General features: G+C 37.2%; 16 protein-coding genes, 1 tRNA gene and 2 pseudogenes. 8 read left to right on the top strand and 11 right to left on the bottom strand.

Annotated elements, in window-relative coordinates:
• The first annotated feature begins 3 nt into the window (after window positions 1-3).
• The gene (locus BAQ48_RS03160) at window positions 4-1,239 is read left to right on the top strand and encodes a TcaA 3rd/4th domain-containing protein (protein ID WP_071709939.1); all 1,236 of its coding nucleotides are present in this window, start codon (window positions 4-6) and stop codon (window positions 1,237-1,239) included.
• Window positions 1,240-1,276: 37 nt separating this feature from the next.
• On the opposite strand, the gene BAQ48_RS03155 is transcribed toward BAQ48_RS03160, so the two are convergent.
• The gene (locus BAQ48_RS03155) at window positions 1,277-1,705 is read right to left on the bottom strand and encodes a hypothetical protein (protein WP_071709938.1); all 429 of its coding nucleotides are present in this window, start codon (window positions 1,703-1,705) and stop codon (window positions 1,277-1,279) included.
• Window positions 1,706-1,903: 198 nt separating this feature from the next.
• On the opposite strand from BAQ48_RS03155, the gene BAQ48_RS03150 reads away from it, so the two are divergent.
• Window positions 1,904-3,238: a CoA-disulfide reductase gene (locus BAQ48_RS03150; protein WP_071709967.1), complete on the top strand. Its 1,335-nt coding sequence runs from the start codon at window positions 1,904-1,906 to the stop codon at window positions 3,236-3,238.
• Between the two features lie 158 nt (window positions 3,239-3,396).
• A complete protein-coding gene (locus tag BAQ48_RS03145; RefSeq protein ID WP_071709937.1) occupies window positions 3,397-3,807 on the top strand; it encodes a DUF3908 family protein in 411 nt (136 codons plus the stop codon).
• 29 nt (window positions 3,808-3,836) lie between these two features.
• Here BAQ48_RS03145 and BAQ48_RS03140 read toward each other — a convergent pair whose 3' ends face one another.
• From BAQ48_RS03140 to odhA, 6 genes are all read right to left on the bottom strand, one after another.
• Window positions 3,837-4,427 carry a class I SAM-dependent methyltransferase gene (locus BAQ48_RS03140; RefSeq protein WP_071709936.1) on the bottom strand — a complete coding sequence of 197 codons (591 nt, stop codon included), beginning with the start codon at window positions 4,425-4,427 and terminating at the stop codon, window positions 3,837-3,839.
• A 91-nt stretch (window positions 4,428-4,518) separates the two neighbouring features.
• Complete coding sequence (locus tag BAQ48_RS03135; protein WP_071709935.1) at window positions 4,519-6,060, bottom strand: SagB family peptide dehydrogenase; 1,542 nt, start codon at window positions 6,058-6,060, stop codon at window positions 4,519-4,521.
• Between the two features lie 15 nt (window positions 6,061-6,075).
• A complete protein-coding gene (locus BAQ48_RS03130) occupies window positions 6,076-8,025 on the bottom strand; it encodes a TOMM precursor leader peptide-binding protein (RefSeq protein ID WP_071709934.1) in 1,950 nt (649 codons plus the stop codon).
• A complete protein-coding gene (locus BAQ48_RS03125) occupies window positions 8,022-9,941 on the bottom strand; it encodes a putative thiazole-containing bacteriocin maturation protein (protein WP_071709933.1) in 1,920 nt (639 codons plus the stop codon). The genes BAQ48_RS03130 and BAQ48_RS03125 overlap by 4 nt, the downstream gene beginning before the upstream one ends.
• 125 nt (window positions 9,942-10,066) lie before the next feature.
• Complete coding sequence (odhB, locus tag BAQ48_RS03120) at window positions 10,067-11,326, bottom strand: 2-oxoglutarate dehydrogenase complex dihydrolipoyllysine-residue succinyltransferase (RefSeq protein ID WP_000569899.1); 1,260 nt, start codon at window positions 11,324-11,326, stop codon at window positions 10,067-10,069.
• Window positions 11,327-11,457: 131 nt separating this feature from the next.
• Window positions 11,458-14,325 carry a 2-oxoglutarate dehydrogenase E1 component gene (gene odhA, locus BAQ48_RS03115; RefSeq protein ID WP_071709932.1) on the bottom strand — a complete coding sequence of 956 codons (2,868 nt, stop codon included), beginning with the start codon at window positions 14,323-14,325 and terminating at the stop codon, window positions 11,458-11,460.
• Between the two features lie 822 nt (window positions 14,326-15,147).
• Here odhA and BAQ48_RS03110 point away from each other — a divergent pair.
• The 5 genes and pseudogenes from BAQ48_RS03110 to BAQ48_RS03090 all read left to right on the top strand — a co-directional run.
• A pseudogene (locus BAQ48_RS03110) lies at window positions 15,148-15,355 on the top strand (helix-turn-helix transcriptional regulator); the annotation flags it as partial.
• 4 nt (window positions 15,356-15,359) lie between these two features.
• Window positions 15,360-15,737: a permease gene (locus BAQ48_RS03105; RefSeq protein WP_071709931.1), complete on the top strand. Its 378-nt coding sequence runs from the start codon at window positions 15,360-15,362 to the stop codon at window positions 15,735-15,737.
• A gap of 28 nt (window positions 15,738-15,765) precedes the next feature.
• Entirely contained in the window at window positions 15,766-15,948 is a 183-nt protein-coding gene (locus BAQ48_RS03100) for a DUF3976 domain-containing protein (protein ID WP_001178304.1), read from the top strand.
• Window positions 15,949-16,081: 133 nt separating this feature from the next.
• A complete protein-coding gene (locus tag BAQ48_RS03095; RefSeq protein ID WP_071709930.1) occupies window positions 16,082-16,441 on the top strand; it encodes a hypothetical protein in 360 nt (119 codons plus the stop codon).
• Between the two features lie 39 nt (window positions 16,442-16,480).
• Window positions 16,481-16,705 carry a hypothetical protein gene (locus BAQ48_RS03090; protein ID WP_071709929.1) on the top strand — a complete coding sequence of 75 codons (225 nt, stop codon included), beginning with the start codon at window positions 16,481-16,483 and terminating at the stop codon, window positions 16,703-16,705.
• A 350-nt stretch (window positions 16,706-17,055) separates the two neighbouring features.
• Here the strand turns inward: BAQ48_RS03090 and BAQ48_RS03085 are convergent, their stop codons facing one another.
• The 4 genes and pseudogenes from BAQ48_RS03085 to BAQ48_RS03075 all read right to left on the bottom strand — a co-directional run bounded on the left by BAQ48_RS03085 (window position 17,056) and on the right by BAQ48_RS03075 (window position 18,455).
• On the bottom strand, window positions 17,056-17,565 hold the full coding sequence (locus BAQ48_RS03085) for a hypothetical protein (protein ID WP_071709928.1): 510 nt from the start codon (window positions 17,563-17,565) through the stop codon (window positions 17,056-17,058).
• 147 nt (window positions 17,566-17,712) lie between these two features.
• A pseudogene (locus BAQ48_RS28460) lies at window positions 17,713-17,817 on the bottom strand (integrase); the annotation flags it as partial.
• 151 nt (window positions 17,818-17,968) lie between these two features.
• Window positions 17,969-18,041, bottom strand: a tRNA-Val gene (locus tag BAQ48_RS03080).
• A gap of 189 nt (window positions 18,042-18,230) precedes the next feature.
• The gene (locus tag BAQ48_RS03075; RefSeq protein WP_071709927.1) at window positions 18,231-18,455 is read right to left on the bottom strand and encodes a hypothetical protein; all 225 of its coding nucleotides are present in this window, start codon (window positions 18,453-18,455) and stop codon (window positions 18,231-18,233) included.
• Window positions 18,456-18,532: the final 77 nt, after the last annotated feature.

Here is an 18,532-nt window from a genome sequence, read left to right as displayed (position 1 = left end):
TGGATGAATGTCTGTACAAAGTGCGGAATTCAGTTTGAAGATGGTGTGCAATTTTGTCAAAACTGCGGGATGAAGAGGGGCAATCCTGTAGTAAAGAAGAACATGAGCAGCGGTACAAAAGTGGGTATTACACTTTTAGCACTATTTGTTATAGCGATTGTTGGATTGTATTTGTACGGATCATCGTATTATGCGCAGGGGGCACAAGTAGACCGGATGATTACGATTTTACAAGAGAGGGACGGGGAGAAGTTAGCTGAGATCATCACGGCAGATGATCCATCAGTTGTTGTAACGAGAGAGAGTGTAATGCCTCTATTTTCGTATATAAAAGAGAATCCATCCTACGTGAATGAACTGAAGGAATATTTGAGGCAAGGTGAAAAACAAGGGGATGGAATAGAAAGAGCAGATTTTTCTTTAACGAAAGACGGGAAGTATTTCTTTATATTTGATCGGTATAAATTGAAAGCGAAGACGTACTATACAACTTTGCTTTCAAATGAAAAAGGCACATCTTTAAAAATGAACGGAAAAGAAATTGATAAGACAGATGACAAAAAGTTTGAGAAGCAATATGGACCGTTTCTTCCAGGAACTCAAGTATTTCAATCAGAATATAAAAATGACTATGTAAAACTATCACGCGAGGAAAAGGTCGTACTTATGAAACAAAGCCAAAATAATGTAACGATCGATTTAACGTTGCAAGGGAAATATATTACAGTTCAAACGAATATGCCAGGCGCGACATTGTACGTGAATCAAAAACCAGTTACAGCGCTGACTGGAGAAGAAATTACGTGGGGACCGATAGCGACTGATGGAAGCGCGACGATTTATTTAGAACGAAATGGAGAAAGTGGACGGGAAACGACGAAAGTAGAAACGGTAACGGCACTTTCGTCTTATAATCTTCCATTTCAAAAGAAAAGTGAAGAAAAAACAGTTGTTTACAATGTTGCTCCGATGCCCACGACTGGGTATGTATATAATGGTTTCATCTTTCCAGATAGTGATATTCGAAAATTAACGAGTTCAGATTTAAGATACTTATCGAAAGAACAGTTAAAAATTGCTAGAAATGAAATATACGCAAGGCATGGACATATGTTTCAAACGAAAGATATGCAAGCGTACTTTTCAAAACAGTCTTGGTACAGAGAAAATCCATATTTTACAGGAGTGTTGACTAATATTGAGTCTTATAATGTTGAATTGATCAAATCAAGAGAATAGAATACGTGAAAAGGTACAGTGCATAACTGTACCTTTTTTATGGTTTTTTATCTGGACCAGGATCTCTAGAGAAGAAGATGTGAAAGAGGAATGTGACTTTACTTGCTCCTCCTGATGTACTAGCTTGCACATCGGATAAAGCACTAGATGTTAAAACACCTTCAGAATGAGGTGGGACGACTATTTTGAGTGTATCGTCTGATTCTGATGATGCAGTAACTGTTATTGTATCATCAGATAAGTTCAAAATTTTAACAGTTCCAATTGGTAAGATGGACTTGCCAGCGTGTGAGGCTGAAGCGAAGCGAGAGCCTTTCCAAATCGTTTGTGCGAAAGTCTCATCATTAGATAACCAAGCACGAGCACTATATAGGGTCGCGTTAATGGAAAATTCTTGGTCAAGTGGCAAGGCGGCTTTCGGTTCTTTCGGTTCCTCTGGAAGCTGGGCGAGAAGGCCGGCGCACATGTATGTTTCACCTACTTTCAATAGTAACTGTTATAGCATATTAAACATGTTGTTTATAAGACACGACGGTTACCTATTCACGTATAAGTTTGTGCACCAAATTTGTAGATGAAATAATCTTTCTTTACAATGGGGATAGGTGTATTTCTATAAAATATGGAAATCGTAAAGAATATGGAAAATAGAAGGAGTGGTAAAGTGAACTATGTCATTATTGGCGGAGATGCAGCTGGTATGAGCGCAGCAATGCAAATTGTTAGAAACGATGAAACTGCAAATGTTGTGACGTTAGAAAAAGGTGAAATCTATTCATACGCTCAGTGCGGTTTACCTTATGTAATTAGTGGTGCTATCGCTTCAACTGAAAAATTAATCGCGCGCAATGTGAAGACATTTCGTGATAAATATGGAATTGATGCGAAAGTGCGTCATGAAGTTACAAAAGTAGATACGGAAAAGAAAATTGTGTACGCAGAGCATACGAAAACGAAAGATATGTTTGAATTTCCGTACGATCGCTTATTAATTGCAACTGGCGTGCGCCCTGTTATGCCAGAGTGGGAAGGACGAGAGTTACAAGGCGTTCATCTTTTAAAAACAATTCCGGATGCTGAGCGTATATTAAAAACGCTAGAAACGAATAAAATTGAGGATGTAACTATTATTGGCGGCGGTGCCATTGGACTTGAGATGGCAGAAACATTCGTAGAACTTGGTAAGAAAGTAAGAATGATTGAGCGAAATGATCATATCGGTACGATCTATGATGCAGATATGGCGGAATATATACATAAAGAAGCGGATAAACATCATATTGAAATTTTAACGAATGAAAATGTAAAATCGTTTATCGGAAAAGAGCGAGTAGAACAAATTGAAACGGATAAAGGTACATATAAAGCGGATCTTGTTTTAGTATCTGTCGGAGTGAAACCGAATAGTGATTTTCTTGAAGGAACGAATATACGTACAAATGATAAAGGGGCAATCGAGGTAAATGCATATATGCAAACGAATGTAAAAGACGTATATGCAGCTGGTGATTGTGCAACACATTACCACGTTATAAAGGAAATTCATGATCATATCCCGCTCGGAACAACTGCCAATAAACAAGGGCGACTTGCTGGACTCAATATGGTTGATAAGCGAAGAGCATTTAAAGGTACGCTAGGTACAGGAATTATTAAATTTATGGATTTGACGCTCGCGAGAACGGGATTAAATGAAAAAGAAGCGAAAGGGCTAAACATCCCGTATAAAACAGTCAAAGTAGATTCCACAAATATGGCGGGCTATTACCCAAGTGCCAAACCACTTCACTTGAAATTACTATATCGTTCTGATACGAAACAATTATTAGGCGGGCAAGTAATTGGAGAAGAAGGCGTAGATAAACGTATTGATGTGATCGCAATGGCGCTTTTCAATAAAATGAGTATTCACGATTTAGAAGACGTCGACTTAAGTTACGCACCACCATATAACAGCGTTTGGGATCCGATTCAACAAGCGGCAAGGAGAGCAGAATAGCACTTTTTAAAGTGCTATTTTTTTGTGAAGGCGGAGTAATTGAAGTTTCACTTTATTTTGAATATAGCGTTCACCCTTGAAAACGTAGTACGTATCGCTTATATTTTCATATAGTATTTATTTTAAAACAAAGCAATGAACGAACCAGGGGGCGCAGTATGGCAATTAACATGAAAACAATCGAAGAATGGATTGCGGAATCAAACGCAAGACAAGAAGAAGACTTTGGACACGTTGTGGAAGAGATGAAAGAAGTATGTGTCGGACTTGATAACGCGACGTTAATCTATACGAAAAATGTATTTTGTTTCGGTAAGAAAGTAGAAGTGTTGTTCTTCTTCCAAGACCACGTCGTGATCGGACAAGAAAAAGAAGAATATGTTGAAATTGAAAAATTAAAGTATGATGCCATTACACATAGCAATTTAAAAACAAATGATAAAAATACAACGTTAGAATTAAAGTTTGCTAACGGACAATCTATTAATTTAGATAGCTTAAATGATAACTACGGTACGAAAAACTGGTTATTTGCAAGACAAATTAAGAGCATCTTTAAATTAATCTAGTAAAAAGCAGACCTCAAAGGGTCTGCTTTTTACTTAATTCCTATTACACAAAGACATCCTCTTTCTTCATAACATTTCACACTTGTAAATCCTGTTTTATAAAAAAGGTTTACTAATTCTTCATTCGTTTTACACTTTTCCATATGATATTGAATTTTGAAAGTTTCAGCTACTAATAAAAAAGATCCATTCGCTTGTAAGACGCGAAATACTTCTTTTATATCTTGTTCCACATCGGGCCAAAAGTAGTGTGTTTGAAAAGCGGTTATGAGATCGAAGAAGTTTGTATTGTAAGGAATAGAGGAGACACTTGCCTGATGAATGATGACTTTTCCTTTTTTTACGTCCTGTATATTGGCTTTCTTTGAGTTTTCAACAGCTTGATCTGAATAGTCAATCCCATATATTTTCCCAAGTGGAGTTCGTTTTGAAAGAGTGTGTATTGTTTTACCTCCACCACAACCGATATCTAATATGATTGCATCTGTCTTTATATGTACTTTCTGTAATCCCCAACTTGTGAGTCTCGTATGTGCAGCGTTCATAATACAAAGCATGGAAGAACCAATTGTCCCGCGAGGATTTTTTGCTTGCTGAATTAATCGTTGTAAAATGCTCAAGTCAAACTCTCCTTTTATGTAAGAATATATACTCATTTCGCTTTTTATAAATTAAGTCCTTTAAAAAAGCACGCCGATAGACGGCGTGCTTCTAATTATTCAAAGCCCCTTTTAACCAATCCCGCGCCCGATATGCCCCAACAGGAATTTGAATGAGAGACGTTTCATTTCCAGCATCTATCCCGTACAATTGATCGCATGAATTTGTATCAAAGCTAAGCAACGGATGCCCGCCCATCCCCATAGCGGTTGCAGCAAAAACGAGTTTATGAACGAGTATACCAGCTTCCATTTGGTGAATACGGTATCCTCTATAGCCTAATGCATTTGTATAGTAATCTTTCTTTCCGACTACATGGAAGCAAAGTGGTACTTGAAAAAGGTTTACATTATCCATCGTCATACTAGATTGAAGGGGATAACGAAGGTCTCCATATCGAATAGGTTGTATGGAATGCGTTTTATTGTTATAAGCGTAAGCCCCATTTTCTATATCTTTTACGTTATAAAAACATCCATATAATGAGACGCGTGCATTTTCATTTACATACTTACCATCAAGATCGTTGTAATAAGGGAAGGAGAGGCTTGCTTCTTGTAGTAAAGTAGCGAGTCCCGCTGTATCCCATTTCGTTAAAATAAAGTCAGCATCAGGTGAATATCGCTTTTTACAAAGTTGTAAGAAATCATATGATAAACGATCTACTTTCGGTAGCTGTATAGCATGAGCACTATGTTGATAGTATTCTTCATGAGCGAATGTTTGGAAGTGTTCGGTCGATTCGATCATAGAGGCTTCATTTAATTTTGTTATCATCGGATATTCATCAACATGTTTTGAGCGAATGAAATGTTCATGTGCTAACGGCGGAATTTGCTGCACCAACTCATGAGAAGTAACTGTTTTATTTTCACGATAATCATTGTGAAACCAATCAGTTTGCGATTCTGTACTTAAAGGAACAACTGCATACACACTTTCTTCACCTTCAGATAATCCGAGTAAATGATTCATTGCCCGGTCTAGAAATTGAAAATATACGCCATTCGTATAACCGAACTGTTTGGCACATTCAAGTAATTGACCGATGAGAACACCACTATCTAATCCTTGGAGACGATAGGAAAAATTATTGTATTTAAAGAAATTTTTCCAAAAAACGGTGGATACAAATGCAGCACCAAAACAAGAATGTAAGTTACAGCGATTACCGAGTGCGTCTGTAAGATAAGAATCGAAATTTCCTTCGCGAAGTAAGATAAGTCGATGATGTGCGGCATCGTAATGGTAAATACCGTCTGGATAATCGTCAATTTTTAAATATATATACAATTCATTTGGATATAAAGCGCCGCCTGAAGGAATAGATCTTCGTAATAAATTTCTTCCGCTATTTAGCTGACATAATTCGGTTAAACCAAATGAATACAAAAGGTAATGACCAATCGCATCCAAAGTAGGTGTAGTAGAAGAGTCCGGCAAAGACGATGAGATTTCTAAAGAGAGAGGGATAACAGGTAAATTTCGGTATAATTTATGAGGAAGTGGTGCGTCTTTCCAGTCCACCTCATGATTCGGCATAATTTCATCAATAGAGAAATGGAGATGATGTAAAAAAGTATTTAGCTGCATGAAATCCCTCCTTTACTATGGAAACGGATGCGGATGTGGATTTAATTTTTCATTCGTTAAAGGTTCATCTGTATATCCAAGTGTCATCGGTACAGTATATACTCGGTCCAGTCCTGTAACTCGAGTAAGATGGTGCCCGAACGTCATCGGTAGCATGCCTGGAATAATGACTTTTACACAATGTAATCCGTTTTTTTCTATAAGGGGTACAGTTTGATCTACAACGATTACTTCGAGTCCAGATTGATGCAAACGATTTAACAGTTGATGAAGATCGGATGTTAAATCCATATCAAATGATTGCAATGCATTCATTTCTTGGAACGTTTGGACTGGAGCATCTTCACGTAAAAGAAAGTGAAGACGTTCTTCCGCTTCTTTCAATCCGTACAGCATACTATGGTCTTCCATTTTATTAACGAGATAAGGATCTTGTAAGCAATTTTCGTAGTACTCTCTTTTTTGCTCAAGTTCATCATCTGTTATAAGTAACATACCTGCTATTTCGTGAATGGCACTCTTTAGAGCACGGATTGGATCTAAATGAGAGCCTCCTGCACAGACAACGTTCATCCCATTTTCACGCGTATTTTTCGCAATTACCCATAAGCTCGGGATGCCGTGTTCCATCGTCGCGTTAAAAGCATGTAGCTCATATCCAGTAATCGTGTGTAACCGCTGGATCATTAATTGTAATTCTGTATCATTTGCTGAACTAAGATCAAGGCGGGGAAGAGGTAATTCAGCATACCAAGTGAGCAGGAAGGCGTCACGCTCTACAATTTCTAAAATGCCGTGAAAAATGGCTTCTTCTAAACTACCACCAATTGCACATCCATTTGATGTTTCATACACGAAGGCGTCTCGATGACCGAGGCTATAATAAGCGATTGATTCAGGAACTAAAAGTGACCTGTTTTGTAATAAAGAATAGCCCCATACCCAGTTTTGTTCATAGTCAGGATCAAATGGTTTAAATGGAAAACTATCACGATTATAATGTTCATTTGTATGTACACCGAGCGAGAGGGGATTCAATGCGTGATCCTCTACATCATGAAAACTACCGTGTACATTAGTCTTTTTCCCTCGAGGTGACATACCGCAATATCTCTCTAAACCTTCTAAAATAGCAGTTGCTTCACTCATTGCAAATGAATGAGTTCGACCTGCAACACCTTCATTTCCAAACATTAACGGCATGTTTATAATGACGTCAGCAAATGGTAATAAAGAATGCTGCATTTTTCCGTTCAACATACCAACTCGGTAATCTAAATAATCTCTCGTTAAAAATGTGTTTAGCTCATGTATGGAACGACAGCGATACGTTTCATTACTTGTTTTTAAACTCGGTTGTAAAGAAATCTCTGCCGCATCCGCCGTATCATCAGGTAAATTACTACACATAAGGCAGAGAGGATCAGGAAGAAAAGAATGCCGTGTACATTGCAATGTTTGTAAGTTTAGTAAAATGAGTTCATTTTCTAAAGAAGAATGTCCGTTAGCTAATATTTTTTCCGCTTCAGCATGAATGAGTTGGCACATTTGCAGCATACCATTTTGGGTAGCACGTACATCACGTCTCGTCACATTATCCGCTTTTAGCGCATATTTCCGCTGTAATTCCCACATTTCTTTCTGGTCAAATCCAGCAATAAAGCGTCTCCCATCGGCGCAATGGGTGCATCCAGCTGCAAGAGGATGAATGTAAGGGCCGATAATACCTTCACCAAATGAAGTAAATGCACGTAGCCACGGAATGTCGTTGGAACGAAAAATTAGCTCAGCATCATGATGAATAGTAGAAGGAGAGCCGTCATGTAATACGAGAGCGAGGTCGATATTTTCAGGGAGCTCTTCTGTAATAGTATGTTGGCGAATGATGGAATATTGTTCGCATAATTGATCATGTACATAGTCTGCAAGTAGGCCGTCTCCTATAAGTAATATATTTTGAGTCATAGACCGTCCTCCTTTGCAATTAATAATCCGTACACACCGTCTAGGTTTTCTTTCAAAAATGATTCAATCGCTAAATCAAATACGAATGGATAAAAATTATGTTCCGATAAATGCTGTAAAGCAAGCTGTAAAGATTGCACATCTGGAATGTCTTCTTCCCTTTGTATTTCTAAGCTGAAGGAATCAGCGTCATATAAAATAATGGAGGAGTCAGGCAAAATATTAGCTCGGTAAGGAGTTTCTTCAGTTTGAATGTGAAGAAGTGATAGTTGTAGTGCGCTTCGTAACGCTAACGTCATATTAATGTTCGATGCGCCATACCATCTATCATTTATACCGACCCAAACGACTGGAAAACTTAGAATCTCTTCACCCATTGCTATTATAGGTGCTTCGTGGATTGTAGAAAGGGAATCGTAATAAAACCTGCAATGTTTATCATGAATTTCTGCTACGTCAATCGTTGTAATTTCTTCTAGCATATGTGACTGCCGTTCATACAGTTTATTGTTTACATGTTGTTGTAGTGCCCGGTATACACCTTCTGTCATCGTTTCCCCAGCGCCGATACCGATATCGTTATGTTCAGGAATAAGGCGATGAATAATTTCTGCTACATATGTTTCAATTCCTGTTAAACCAGCTTCACGGCGTGCTTCATTATGGGTCAATCCGCCGCAAGTCATAAGGGGCAGGAGGGAGGTCGGGCCATCTGATAGTGGATTAGCTACTTGAATATTGCATTGTGATAACGGTAATTGATATAAATCTTGTTCATCCCAAACGTGGAATATACCAGCTTCTTTAGAAGTTAATGAATCGAAAAAACGGAACAATTCAGTTGAAGTATGTTGGCCATACCGATGCTCAAGTTTTTCGGAAAGATTTTCTATCGTATCGATTGTAAAACTTTCATCAGTAGCAAGAGGGTGTTTTATAAAAGGATGCCATGTTCCTTCGAGTGTTTCATAGTTTAATAAAAAGAATTGTGGTTCCTTTTCTCGGTAAGAATCATTAGCGACATGTTTAAATAATTCAAAAACAATTATATTTGCTAACATTGCAGGTGTAATAGAAGAGAGGGAATCTGGTGAATTTTCATTTTGCAAAGTTGTTTCATGTAGCCGATGCCATGCGGATTCCCAGCATTCTTCATGATTTGCCGTTACGACAGGACCGGCTAAACCGAAATTTGCTAAACAAATGGCAGGTATGAAGTTTTTTCCTAGTTCCTTGCAAATAGTGTGAACTGCTCTTAAGCCTTCAATATCTCCATCTTGAGAAACGTACAAAATCCAGTCGAAAGGTTCGAATACTTCATGCAGGGGACGATCAATTGTCGTATCTATTTCTTGAATAAGTACATTGTCATCAACTTCGTGTGCACGTTCTATTAGCTCCTGAATCCGGGCATAATTTGTTTCAGCACGATCTGTAACGAGGTAATGAAATGTAGGTAAACCAGATTCAAGTAAAGACGAAACTAAGGAAGTAAGCATATATCCTGAACCAACTATAAGGACATTTGCAGCGCGGTACGTTTCGAATTTTAAAGCACCTGAATGAGAATCAGCTTCTAGAAATTCAATTTGCGAAGCGTATCTATCGAGTAATACGCTGTTTAATTCATGAGGCGCATCTTGACTTACATCACGAACGAAACCATTTTCATATAAAATCTCTCCGATTTCAAATACACGATTTTGATAAGGAAGAGGGAGTCCATCTGTTATTTCTGCTAACGAATAAGTACCATTAAACATGGGCATTAATTTTTCAATCCAGTTATAAATCCCGTCACCGTCCATGCGGAATGAACTGGCGTTATTTCGAAAATAGACACCCCCGTTTGAATCGGGAAGAAAGAAAGTATCCTTATTTGCTTTAAGTTTTGCATGAGCTGGAAGGTTATTCATTTTAATCCTCCTTACGTTGTAGGCATACATTATTAACGTATGTCATGTGATTTGTCCCGTATGAACGCAATAAAAAAAGGCTGTAGAATGATTCATTCTACAGCCTTGAATAGACTATTAGTCTATCAACCTTCTAATAATAATGATTTTGGATCTTCAAGCATATCTTTAACAGCAACAAGGAAGCTAACCGCTTCTTTACCATCAACAATACGGTGATCATAAGATAAAGCGATGTACATCATTGGACGGTTTTCCATACGCTCGTTATCGATTGCAACTGGGCGTACTTGGATTTTATGCATTCCTAAAATACCTACTTGTGGGCTGTTTAGGATTGGTGTTGACATTAGAGAACCGAATACACCACCGTTTGTAATTGTAAATGTACCACCTTGTAGTTCTTTTAATGAAAGTTTGTTATCGCGTGCTTTCATACCTAAATTACGAATTTCGCTTTCGATTTCAGCGAAGTTTAATTGGTTAGCATCGCGTACAACTGGAACAACTAATCCATCTGGAGCTGCTACTGCAATACCGATATCATAGAATTTTTTAATGATAAGCTCGTCACCTTGAATTTCAGCATTTAATAATGGGAATTGTTTTAATGCTGCAACAACTGCTTTTGTGAAGAATGACATGAAACCAAGACGTACATCATGTTTTTTCTCGAAAGCGTCTTTGCGTTCTTTACGTAATTCCATGATTGCGCTCATATCAACTTCGTTAAATGTTGTTAACATTGCAGATGTTTGTTGAACTTCTACAAGACGTTTTGCAATTGTTTGACGGCGGCGGGACATTTTCACGCGCTCAACTGGTTTTTCGAATTCAGTTTTTACAGCTGGAGCAGGAGCTGGACTCTTTGGAGCAGCTGGTGCTTCTTTTGGTGCTGCAGCATGAGCTTGTACATCATGTGGTCTCACGCGTCCAAGTGGATCTGTGCTACGTACGTCGTTTAAGTCGATTCCTAATTCACGAGCCATTTTTCTAGCAGCTGGTGATGCGATAGGGCGGTTTGTATTTGGTAAACCTTGTAGAGTCGTAGTTTGTTCAGCACTTGGAGCTGCTGCTTTCGGTGCTTCAGCTGTTTCTTGTTTTGGTTGCTCAGCAGCTGGAGCAGGTGTACTTACTGCAACTGGTGCGCCATTTGCATCTAAAATTGCAATAGTTGCGCCAACTTCAACTGTATCCCCAGGTTCGCCTAGTAACTTCGATACAATACCTGAATCTTCTGCAATGATTTCTACATTGACTTTATCAGTTTCAAGCTCAACAACGCTGCCACCTTTCTCAACTTTGTCGCCTACGTTGATAAGCCATTGTGAGATAGTTCCTTCTGTAATAGATTCTGCAAGCTCAGGTACTTTAATTTCGATCATTTTAAATGTCCTCCCCTTATTTGCCTAACGGTGTGTTTTTTCTTCTTTTAACTTCGGTAATCTCCATTTGTTAGCCTGACCTTGGGCAGATATTCTGCCCAAGGCAAGCTAGAAACCTTCATCGTTACTTTTTAGTTGCTGTAAACTTCAATTTCTTGTTTATCTTGACGGAAGTTATACTTCACATCTAAAGCGTGTGCAACAATTAGTTCTTGCTCAGCTTTGTGAGCGAACGGATCGCCACCAGATGGGCTAGAACGATCTGGGCGTCCAATGTAACCTGTTTTCACTTTATCTCCAGCTAGTTCGAACAGAATTGGAGCCATGTAATGCCATGCGCCCATATTACGAGGTTCTTCTTGAACCCAAATGATTTCTTCTAAGTTTTTAAAGCGTTTAATAATAGATTGAACTTTCTCAGCAGGGAATGGGTACAATTGTTCAATACGAACAACATGAACTTCATCTAAGTTGTACTCATGTTTACCAGACTCGATTTCTGCTGCTAAGTCAATCGCCATCTTACCTGTACTTAAAACGAGACGTTTTACTTTGTTTGGTTTCATGCCAAGGTTTTCTTGTTCTAAAGCAGGTTGGAAACGTCCTTCGCTTAACTGACTAGCAGTTGAAAGCGTAAGTGGGTGACGTAATAAACTCTTCGGCGTCATAAGTACTAATGGTCGAACAGCTTCTGTTCCTAAGATAGATGCTTGACGACGTAAAATATGGAAGTATTGTGCCGCGCTAGTTAAGTTTGCAACTGTCCAGTTGTTCTCAGCAGCTAACTGTAAGAAACGCTCTGGACGTGCGCTAGAGTGTTCTGGTCCTTGACCTTCATAACCGTGTGGTAATAGAAGAACTAAACCAGATTTTTGACCCCATTTTGCTCTTCCAGCTGAAACATATTGATCAAATAATGCTTGCGCAGTATTTGAGAAGTCACCGTACTGTGCTTCCCACATAACAAGAGTTTCTGGAGCGAATACGTTATAACCATACTCATAACCAACAACTGCAGCCTCTGATAACGGACTGTTATGAACAGAGAATGAAGCGTTAATGTTTGGTAAGCGATGTAATGGTGAATATGTTTCATTTGTATCCGTATCGTGTAATACGATATGACGGTGCGCGAATGTACCACGCTGTGAATCTTGACCAGTTAAACGAATTGGCGTACCTTCTTGTAAAATGGAAGCGAATGCTAATGACTCAGCAAGTGCCCATTCAATTTTACCGTTCTCTTCAAGAGCATCTTTACGACGTTCAAGAATTTTCTTCACCTTCGGATATACGTTAAATCCTTCAGGCCAAGATAATAATCCTTCATTAATTGCACGAAGTGAGTCAAGCTCAATACCAGTATCAATTGGCTGAATGCCTTTTGCAACAACATCTGGCACTTTAACATGAATTGTTGCATCGCTCGTATCAGCTGGTGGTACTTGTGCATAGTCAGATTTTAATTGTTCTTGTATAAACTGTGTAATCGTTTCAATCTCATCTGCATTTAGAACACCAGCAGCTTGTAATTGATCTGCATAAATTGCTCTTACAGTAGGGTGGTTTTTAATTTTTTTGTACACTTGTGGCTGCGTAACTGCTGGATCATCCATTTCGTTATGACCGTAGCGGCGGTAACCAATTAAATCGATTAAGAAATCTTTTTTGAACAATGTACGATATTGAATCGCAAGGTTAGCAGCAGCAAGACAAGATTCCGGATCATCAGCGTTCACGTGAACAATCGGAATATCGAAACCTTTTGCAAGGTCACTTGAATATTTCGTAGAACGAGAATCATAGCTATCAGTTGTAAAACCAACTGCATTGTTTGCGATAACATGAATCGTTCCACCCGTTTGGTAAGCATTCAATCTGCTTAAGTTCAACGTTTCAGATACAATACCTTGACCAGGGAATGCAGCATCACCATGAACTAAAATTACGAATGATTTTGAAGTATCTTGTTCTGGAAGACCAGATTTTTTACGATTCTCTTGAGCCGCACGTGCGAAACCTTCCACAACAGGGTTAACGAACTCAAGGTGACTTGGGTTATTTGCTAATGTAACGCGAGTGCTAACTTCTTCGTTACTAACGACTTGTTCTCTACCTAAATGGTATTTTACGTCGCCAGTCCAGCCAGTATTTGCTACTGCGCCTTCTATTTTTGCATGTTTGAACTCAGCAAACATGTGACTATATGGTTTTTCTAGTACGTGTGCAAGTACGCTTAGACGACCGCGGTGAGCCATACCAATCATGACATCTTCTACGCCGCTCTTCGCACCTTCTAGAACAATTTCATCTAGAACAGGTACAAGCATATCAACGCCCTCGATAGAGAAACGCTTTTGCCCAACGAATGTTTTATGCAAGAATTGCTCGAAACCTTCAACAGCTGTTAAACGTTTTAAAAGAGCAGTTCGTTTTTTATTTGATAGTGGTTGACGCAATGAATTTGATTCCACCATTTGATGCAACCACGCGCGTTCTTCACTATCTTGTATATGAGAAAATTCATAAGCTAAAGATTTTGTATAAACGTCTTTTAATCTATGAATTACATCAAGTGCAGTGTGAATACCTTCTGGTGCATTTTGCCATACTGTTTTCGCTGGAATCGCTTTCAAGTCAGCATCGCTCAGTTCACTCATTGCTTTCTCAAGAAGAGATTGTCCATTTGCAGCATCTTCCATCGGATTGATGTGAGCCAACGTATGCCCGAAAGAACGAATCTGCTCAACAAGTTGAACGACTTTAAGAATCTTTTCAATGTTCCCTGTGTTTTGAGGAGAAAAATGTGTTGCTGTGTTGTCCCCTGTTACGACATCATCTTGAAACGAAGGAGCTCCAAAAATTTCAAAAAGCTCTTGTAATTCCGGATCAACAGAACCTGCTCCAGTTACGTAAAGATCATACTGCTCAATAACATAACCAAGGTTCGGACCGTGGAACTTGGCCCAAGGGTTTGTCGTTGTATTCTTCCTCGTCATTTGTTTAAACCTCCCAATGCATATAATCCTTTTCCATACAAAGGTGCATTTTGCTCTTTTTCAATAATTGATTAACTAATAAATAATGTAATTGTTTTCTTTACTCTTATGTTATTACAATAATTTACATAATACCAAACACTATTACTTATCTGTTTTGTAAAAAAACATTCACAATAACTTATCACCCAAGTTAATCTTTCATGTTATAAAGTAATTTTACAGAAAAATGGGGTGGATATATTTGGTATACCTATACTAATAACTATAATTGTTGCATTTAAATATAGGTATAATAGTTAGAATGTTTCGATAAAATGTAGTTCGAATTATGTATATTGAAATAATAAGCGCTTTCATTGATATTATACAACAATATAACGGAATATAGTATAAAAAATAAAAAATTATGAATTTATCGTAAACTTTATTTCGATAGTGTTAAATAACGAAAGGAAAATGAAGGATTTCTACAAAAAAAGTGGCTAAACATAAAAAATGCTTCATAATCCGTTAGTTTCTATCAATATGCCGAAAAACACCGTAAAACTAATAACGCATTTCATGAAATAAAGAGGAGAATGAAATATTTTAAAAGGATAAAACAAATATGGAGATATTAAATTCCCCTAAAAATCGGGAGGGGATATAGTAACGGATATATACATTGTTCCATGTTTCGTTTCAAAATAGACGTGCTGAAATTGAAAAGTTTCTTCTATATAAATAGTGTGAAAAACAAATGGAATAAATGTAAAGGAAACTTGATGTAAAGTTAACTTTACATTTATATTTGGTATAAGGAAGGAGGGGGAAATTTCCTTGGAAAATAAAATGGTCGAATACCGAAAAAAAATTTGGACTATCTCAAGAAAAATTGGCTGAGAAACCCGGAGTTTCTAGGCAAACCATTATCTCAATTGAAAAAGGGAAATACGATCTATCACTTCCGTTAGCATTTGAAATAGCGAAAACATTTCAAACAACGATAGAACACGTATTCATTTATGAAGGGAAAGAAGAGGGGGATAGGGATGAATTATTCACAAAAGTACTTTGTTATTATGGGAATTATTTTTCTATTTATGAGTGGATTTATGATATTAACAGGTATAATGACGCATTCTGCACCGCCAGCTCCGACGTATACATTACTTGGGCTGATGATCATGTGTTTTTGCTTAAGCTATTTACACCCACAATTTAAAGAAAAAGACGAGCGGATGAAACTCATTCGTTATAAAGGGATATTCTTCAGCTTTTTTGCGCTAACAGCATATTATCTTCTTTTCTCTATTGGCTTAAACTTAAACGTAATTACACTATCTGCGGTTGAACTATTGAACATACTTATGGCACTCACAATGAGTACCGTCTTTATCTCATTTGTTGTTTTGGCAAAAAGATATTAAGATGGAAAAGAGAAAGGAAGATTAACATATGCAAATGATGTATGCTTTTGGCATTGGGCTTGTATTATTTTTAGCCGTATTCTTATTTATTCGTAAAGACGTGCAAGGCGGGACGTTAACGAAAAGAGGATTTTATAAAATGATCGGCTGTTTAGTTGTTATGTTTATAGCGATTATCGTCATGATCGTTTTAATAACGCAATCACTGTAAAATTGAAAAATGGAGCCTTACTTCGGTAAGGTTTTTCTTTTTGACAACAAAACAAAAATTACCATAAAAACCATTTACTATCTATATCCTATATTATATAATCCGATAAAATGATAGATAAGGAGAATAGTATATGAATAAAAAAACTATCTTCTTTATATTAACTTGTCTACTACTTGTAGCTAGTATTACTTATATGATATGCAATAAACGAGAGCCAGTGCCACCTATGTTAGTATGGGAGGAACGGGAGTACTACGTTACGGATGAACCTGCCGAAGTAGAAGAAGTCGGGCAAAAACTTGGAGAAGTAACAAAGAAAATCAAACTAAGTAAAAGACCTACTAAAAATAGTGAATCCAACACATTACAAGAAAAAACAGAAGTATTCACAATGAGAGAAGAAGAAAAAGATCCTCACCCAGCTTTAATTATAAAGGAGCCTTATAGTGACGAATATAGGGTAGTAAGACCGATGTTGAAAGTATTATAAAAATGAAGAAACAAATTTTTATAGAGAGTAGTGAACGGTATGAGATGGAAAGAGGGAACTTTTGAAAAAATAGAAACGAATGACGCATCTATTGAGCAGCTTACAAATACATTTAAGAAACAAAACTTAAATGGTGGAGCGGTAATAAGTTGTTTTAAAGTACATAACGAAAATTTTTTCAAAGAAATACCGTATGGAGAAGATGTTTGGTGGGAAATAATTGACTTAGATAAACAAGAGACACTATATCACGTAAAAGGTTGATATGGTGTCTCTTATTTATTCATAAGGGTTGTTTCTCTCCTTGGTCAACTTGTGAACTGGACTCTAGGGATGTTGTATGAATCAGTGTATTTGTTAGAGTTACTTTTGATGTTAATAAGTTTGTTAGTTGAGTGTGCAAATAATTGTAATTCGTCAGATATAGAATTAGACATATAAAAAACGCCATCCCTTCCTATAATTCTACAGTAAGAATAACGTCTTTTTTGCTTAATGAATAGTGTGAAACCTTAGCTTTATGATGATGTAACGGTACCTCGTTTATTCGTTTGATAACATTATATATTTACATAATTTTCGTTATAGGAAGTTAAGAGAATAAACTTGTTTTATTATGTTGGAGAAGGGAATCTTGCCGCTTCAAAGTGCATAAAATCTACGGTACCTAAAAGTGGTTCAGGAACAGTCTTACCATCTGTGGTAGCTTGGGCAATAACTTGTACATTAGATCCTGCAGGTAATTTTAAGATAGTAGAAACACTTACTAGATTAACAATCTCCAATTCTTCGCTTAAAAAATCATTATCAGCAACTACAGCTTCTCCGTTTATTGTGATAAATATCCTTGCGCTATAACTTGCAGGAACATCAGGGAAAAAACCAATACTTGCTATAATTAGATATACTCCATTTTGTTTTGGAGTAAAAGTTGAAGTAATGGGATTATATTCATTGTTTAAATCAAATATCTCATTAGGATATGAAATTAAAGTTAGATCGGCTGGACCTACACTTTGTTCAAATGCTCTATTAATAGCTCGAAAGCCTGATTGAGGTATAAATATAGGTTCTGAAACGGGAAACGCACAAGGTATGAAATTTCTTGCACTATTTAAATCCAAGAATAATCAAACTCCTTTTTAGTAAGATTTAATATATTAAATGCAAAATGAGTCTTTTTTCTTGTATGGTTGTCCATTACTTTCTAACATAATTTGTGAATGAGAATATAATATTCATTTAATGGTAGCTCTCGTAGGATGGCTGTCTCTGTAGTAGCGAAGCATTTGTTTGATATATTCATCTTGAAAGACCTCAATTTTTACTTTCTCTTTAGCGAGCTTCATTTTACGAATAGGGTTTTTTTTCTCAGTTTTATGGAAACAAAAAAAGAGGACTACCTCTGAGCCAGCTTGATTAGCTGACTAGAAGTAGTCCTCTTTTAAACTCGTGGTGTCTGATGGAGGCCTCCACAGTTTTAGGTTTTGAGAATATTCTCGAAAGTCTTGATGCTATTAGGATTTATGACCCCGGAGAGGCTCGAACTCACGACCTCCACCCTGTCAAGGTGGCGCTCTCCCTGCTGAGCTACGGGATCTTCAAAAATGATTATGTATTTGCACTTTTAATCATTAAGTTAAAGTAATTATATATAATTAACTGAAAATTTACAATATTTTTCGTGTAGTAAGTTTTTGAAGAGGTAGTGTAATAGAAAATAGTCTTTATTTTAGAGGTGTATTAGTATGTATGTTTTTATGTTTAATAAATAGAAGATACTGAGGTGTTATGATTTCCGATACCAATCCAAAGGCCCCTCATCACTCAAATGAACAAGAAAAGGGAATAAAAAATGTAAGGGTAAGCTTATAAGTTCTGGCATAGCGTTCATTGTTTTCTTTGATAAATATTGCCTTCCGAAGCAATATGGACAATCTTTTTCAAATGTCGTGAGTATCGACCATACATCTTTTACTTTCCATTTCGTTTTACAATACGTACAACGCGCCATGAAGTTCCTCCTCGGTTTTAAGTGTTTTCTAATATATTCCATTTCATTGTACTAAAGTCAAGTGTATTTGGTGTGAT

This window comes from Bacillus luti, assembly GCF_001884105.1.
In the GTDB taxonomy this organism is placed as follows: domain Bacteria; phylum Bacillota; class Bacilli; order Bacillales; family Bacillaceae_G; genus Bacillus_A; species Bacillus_A luti.
Note: the sequence above shows the minus strand (reverse complement) of the source record. Positions and strands in the feature narration are given on the sequence as shown.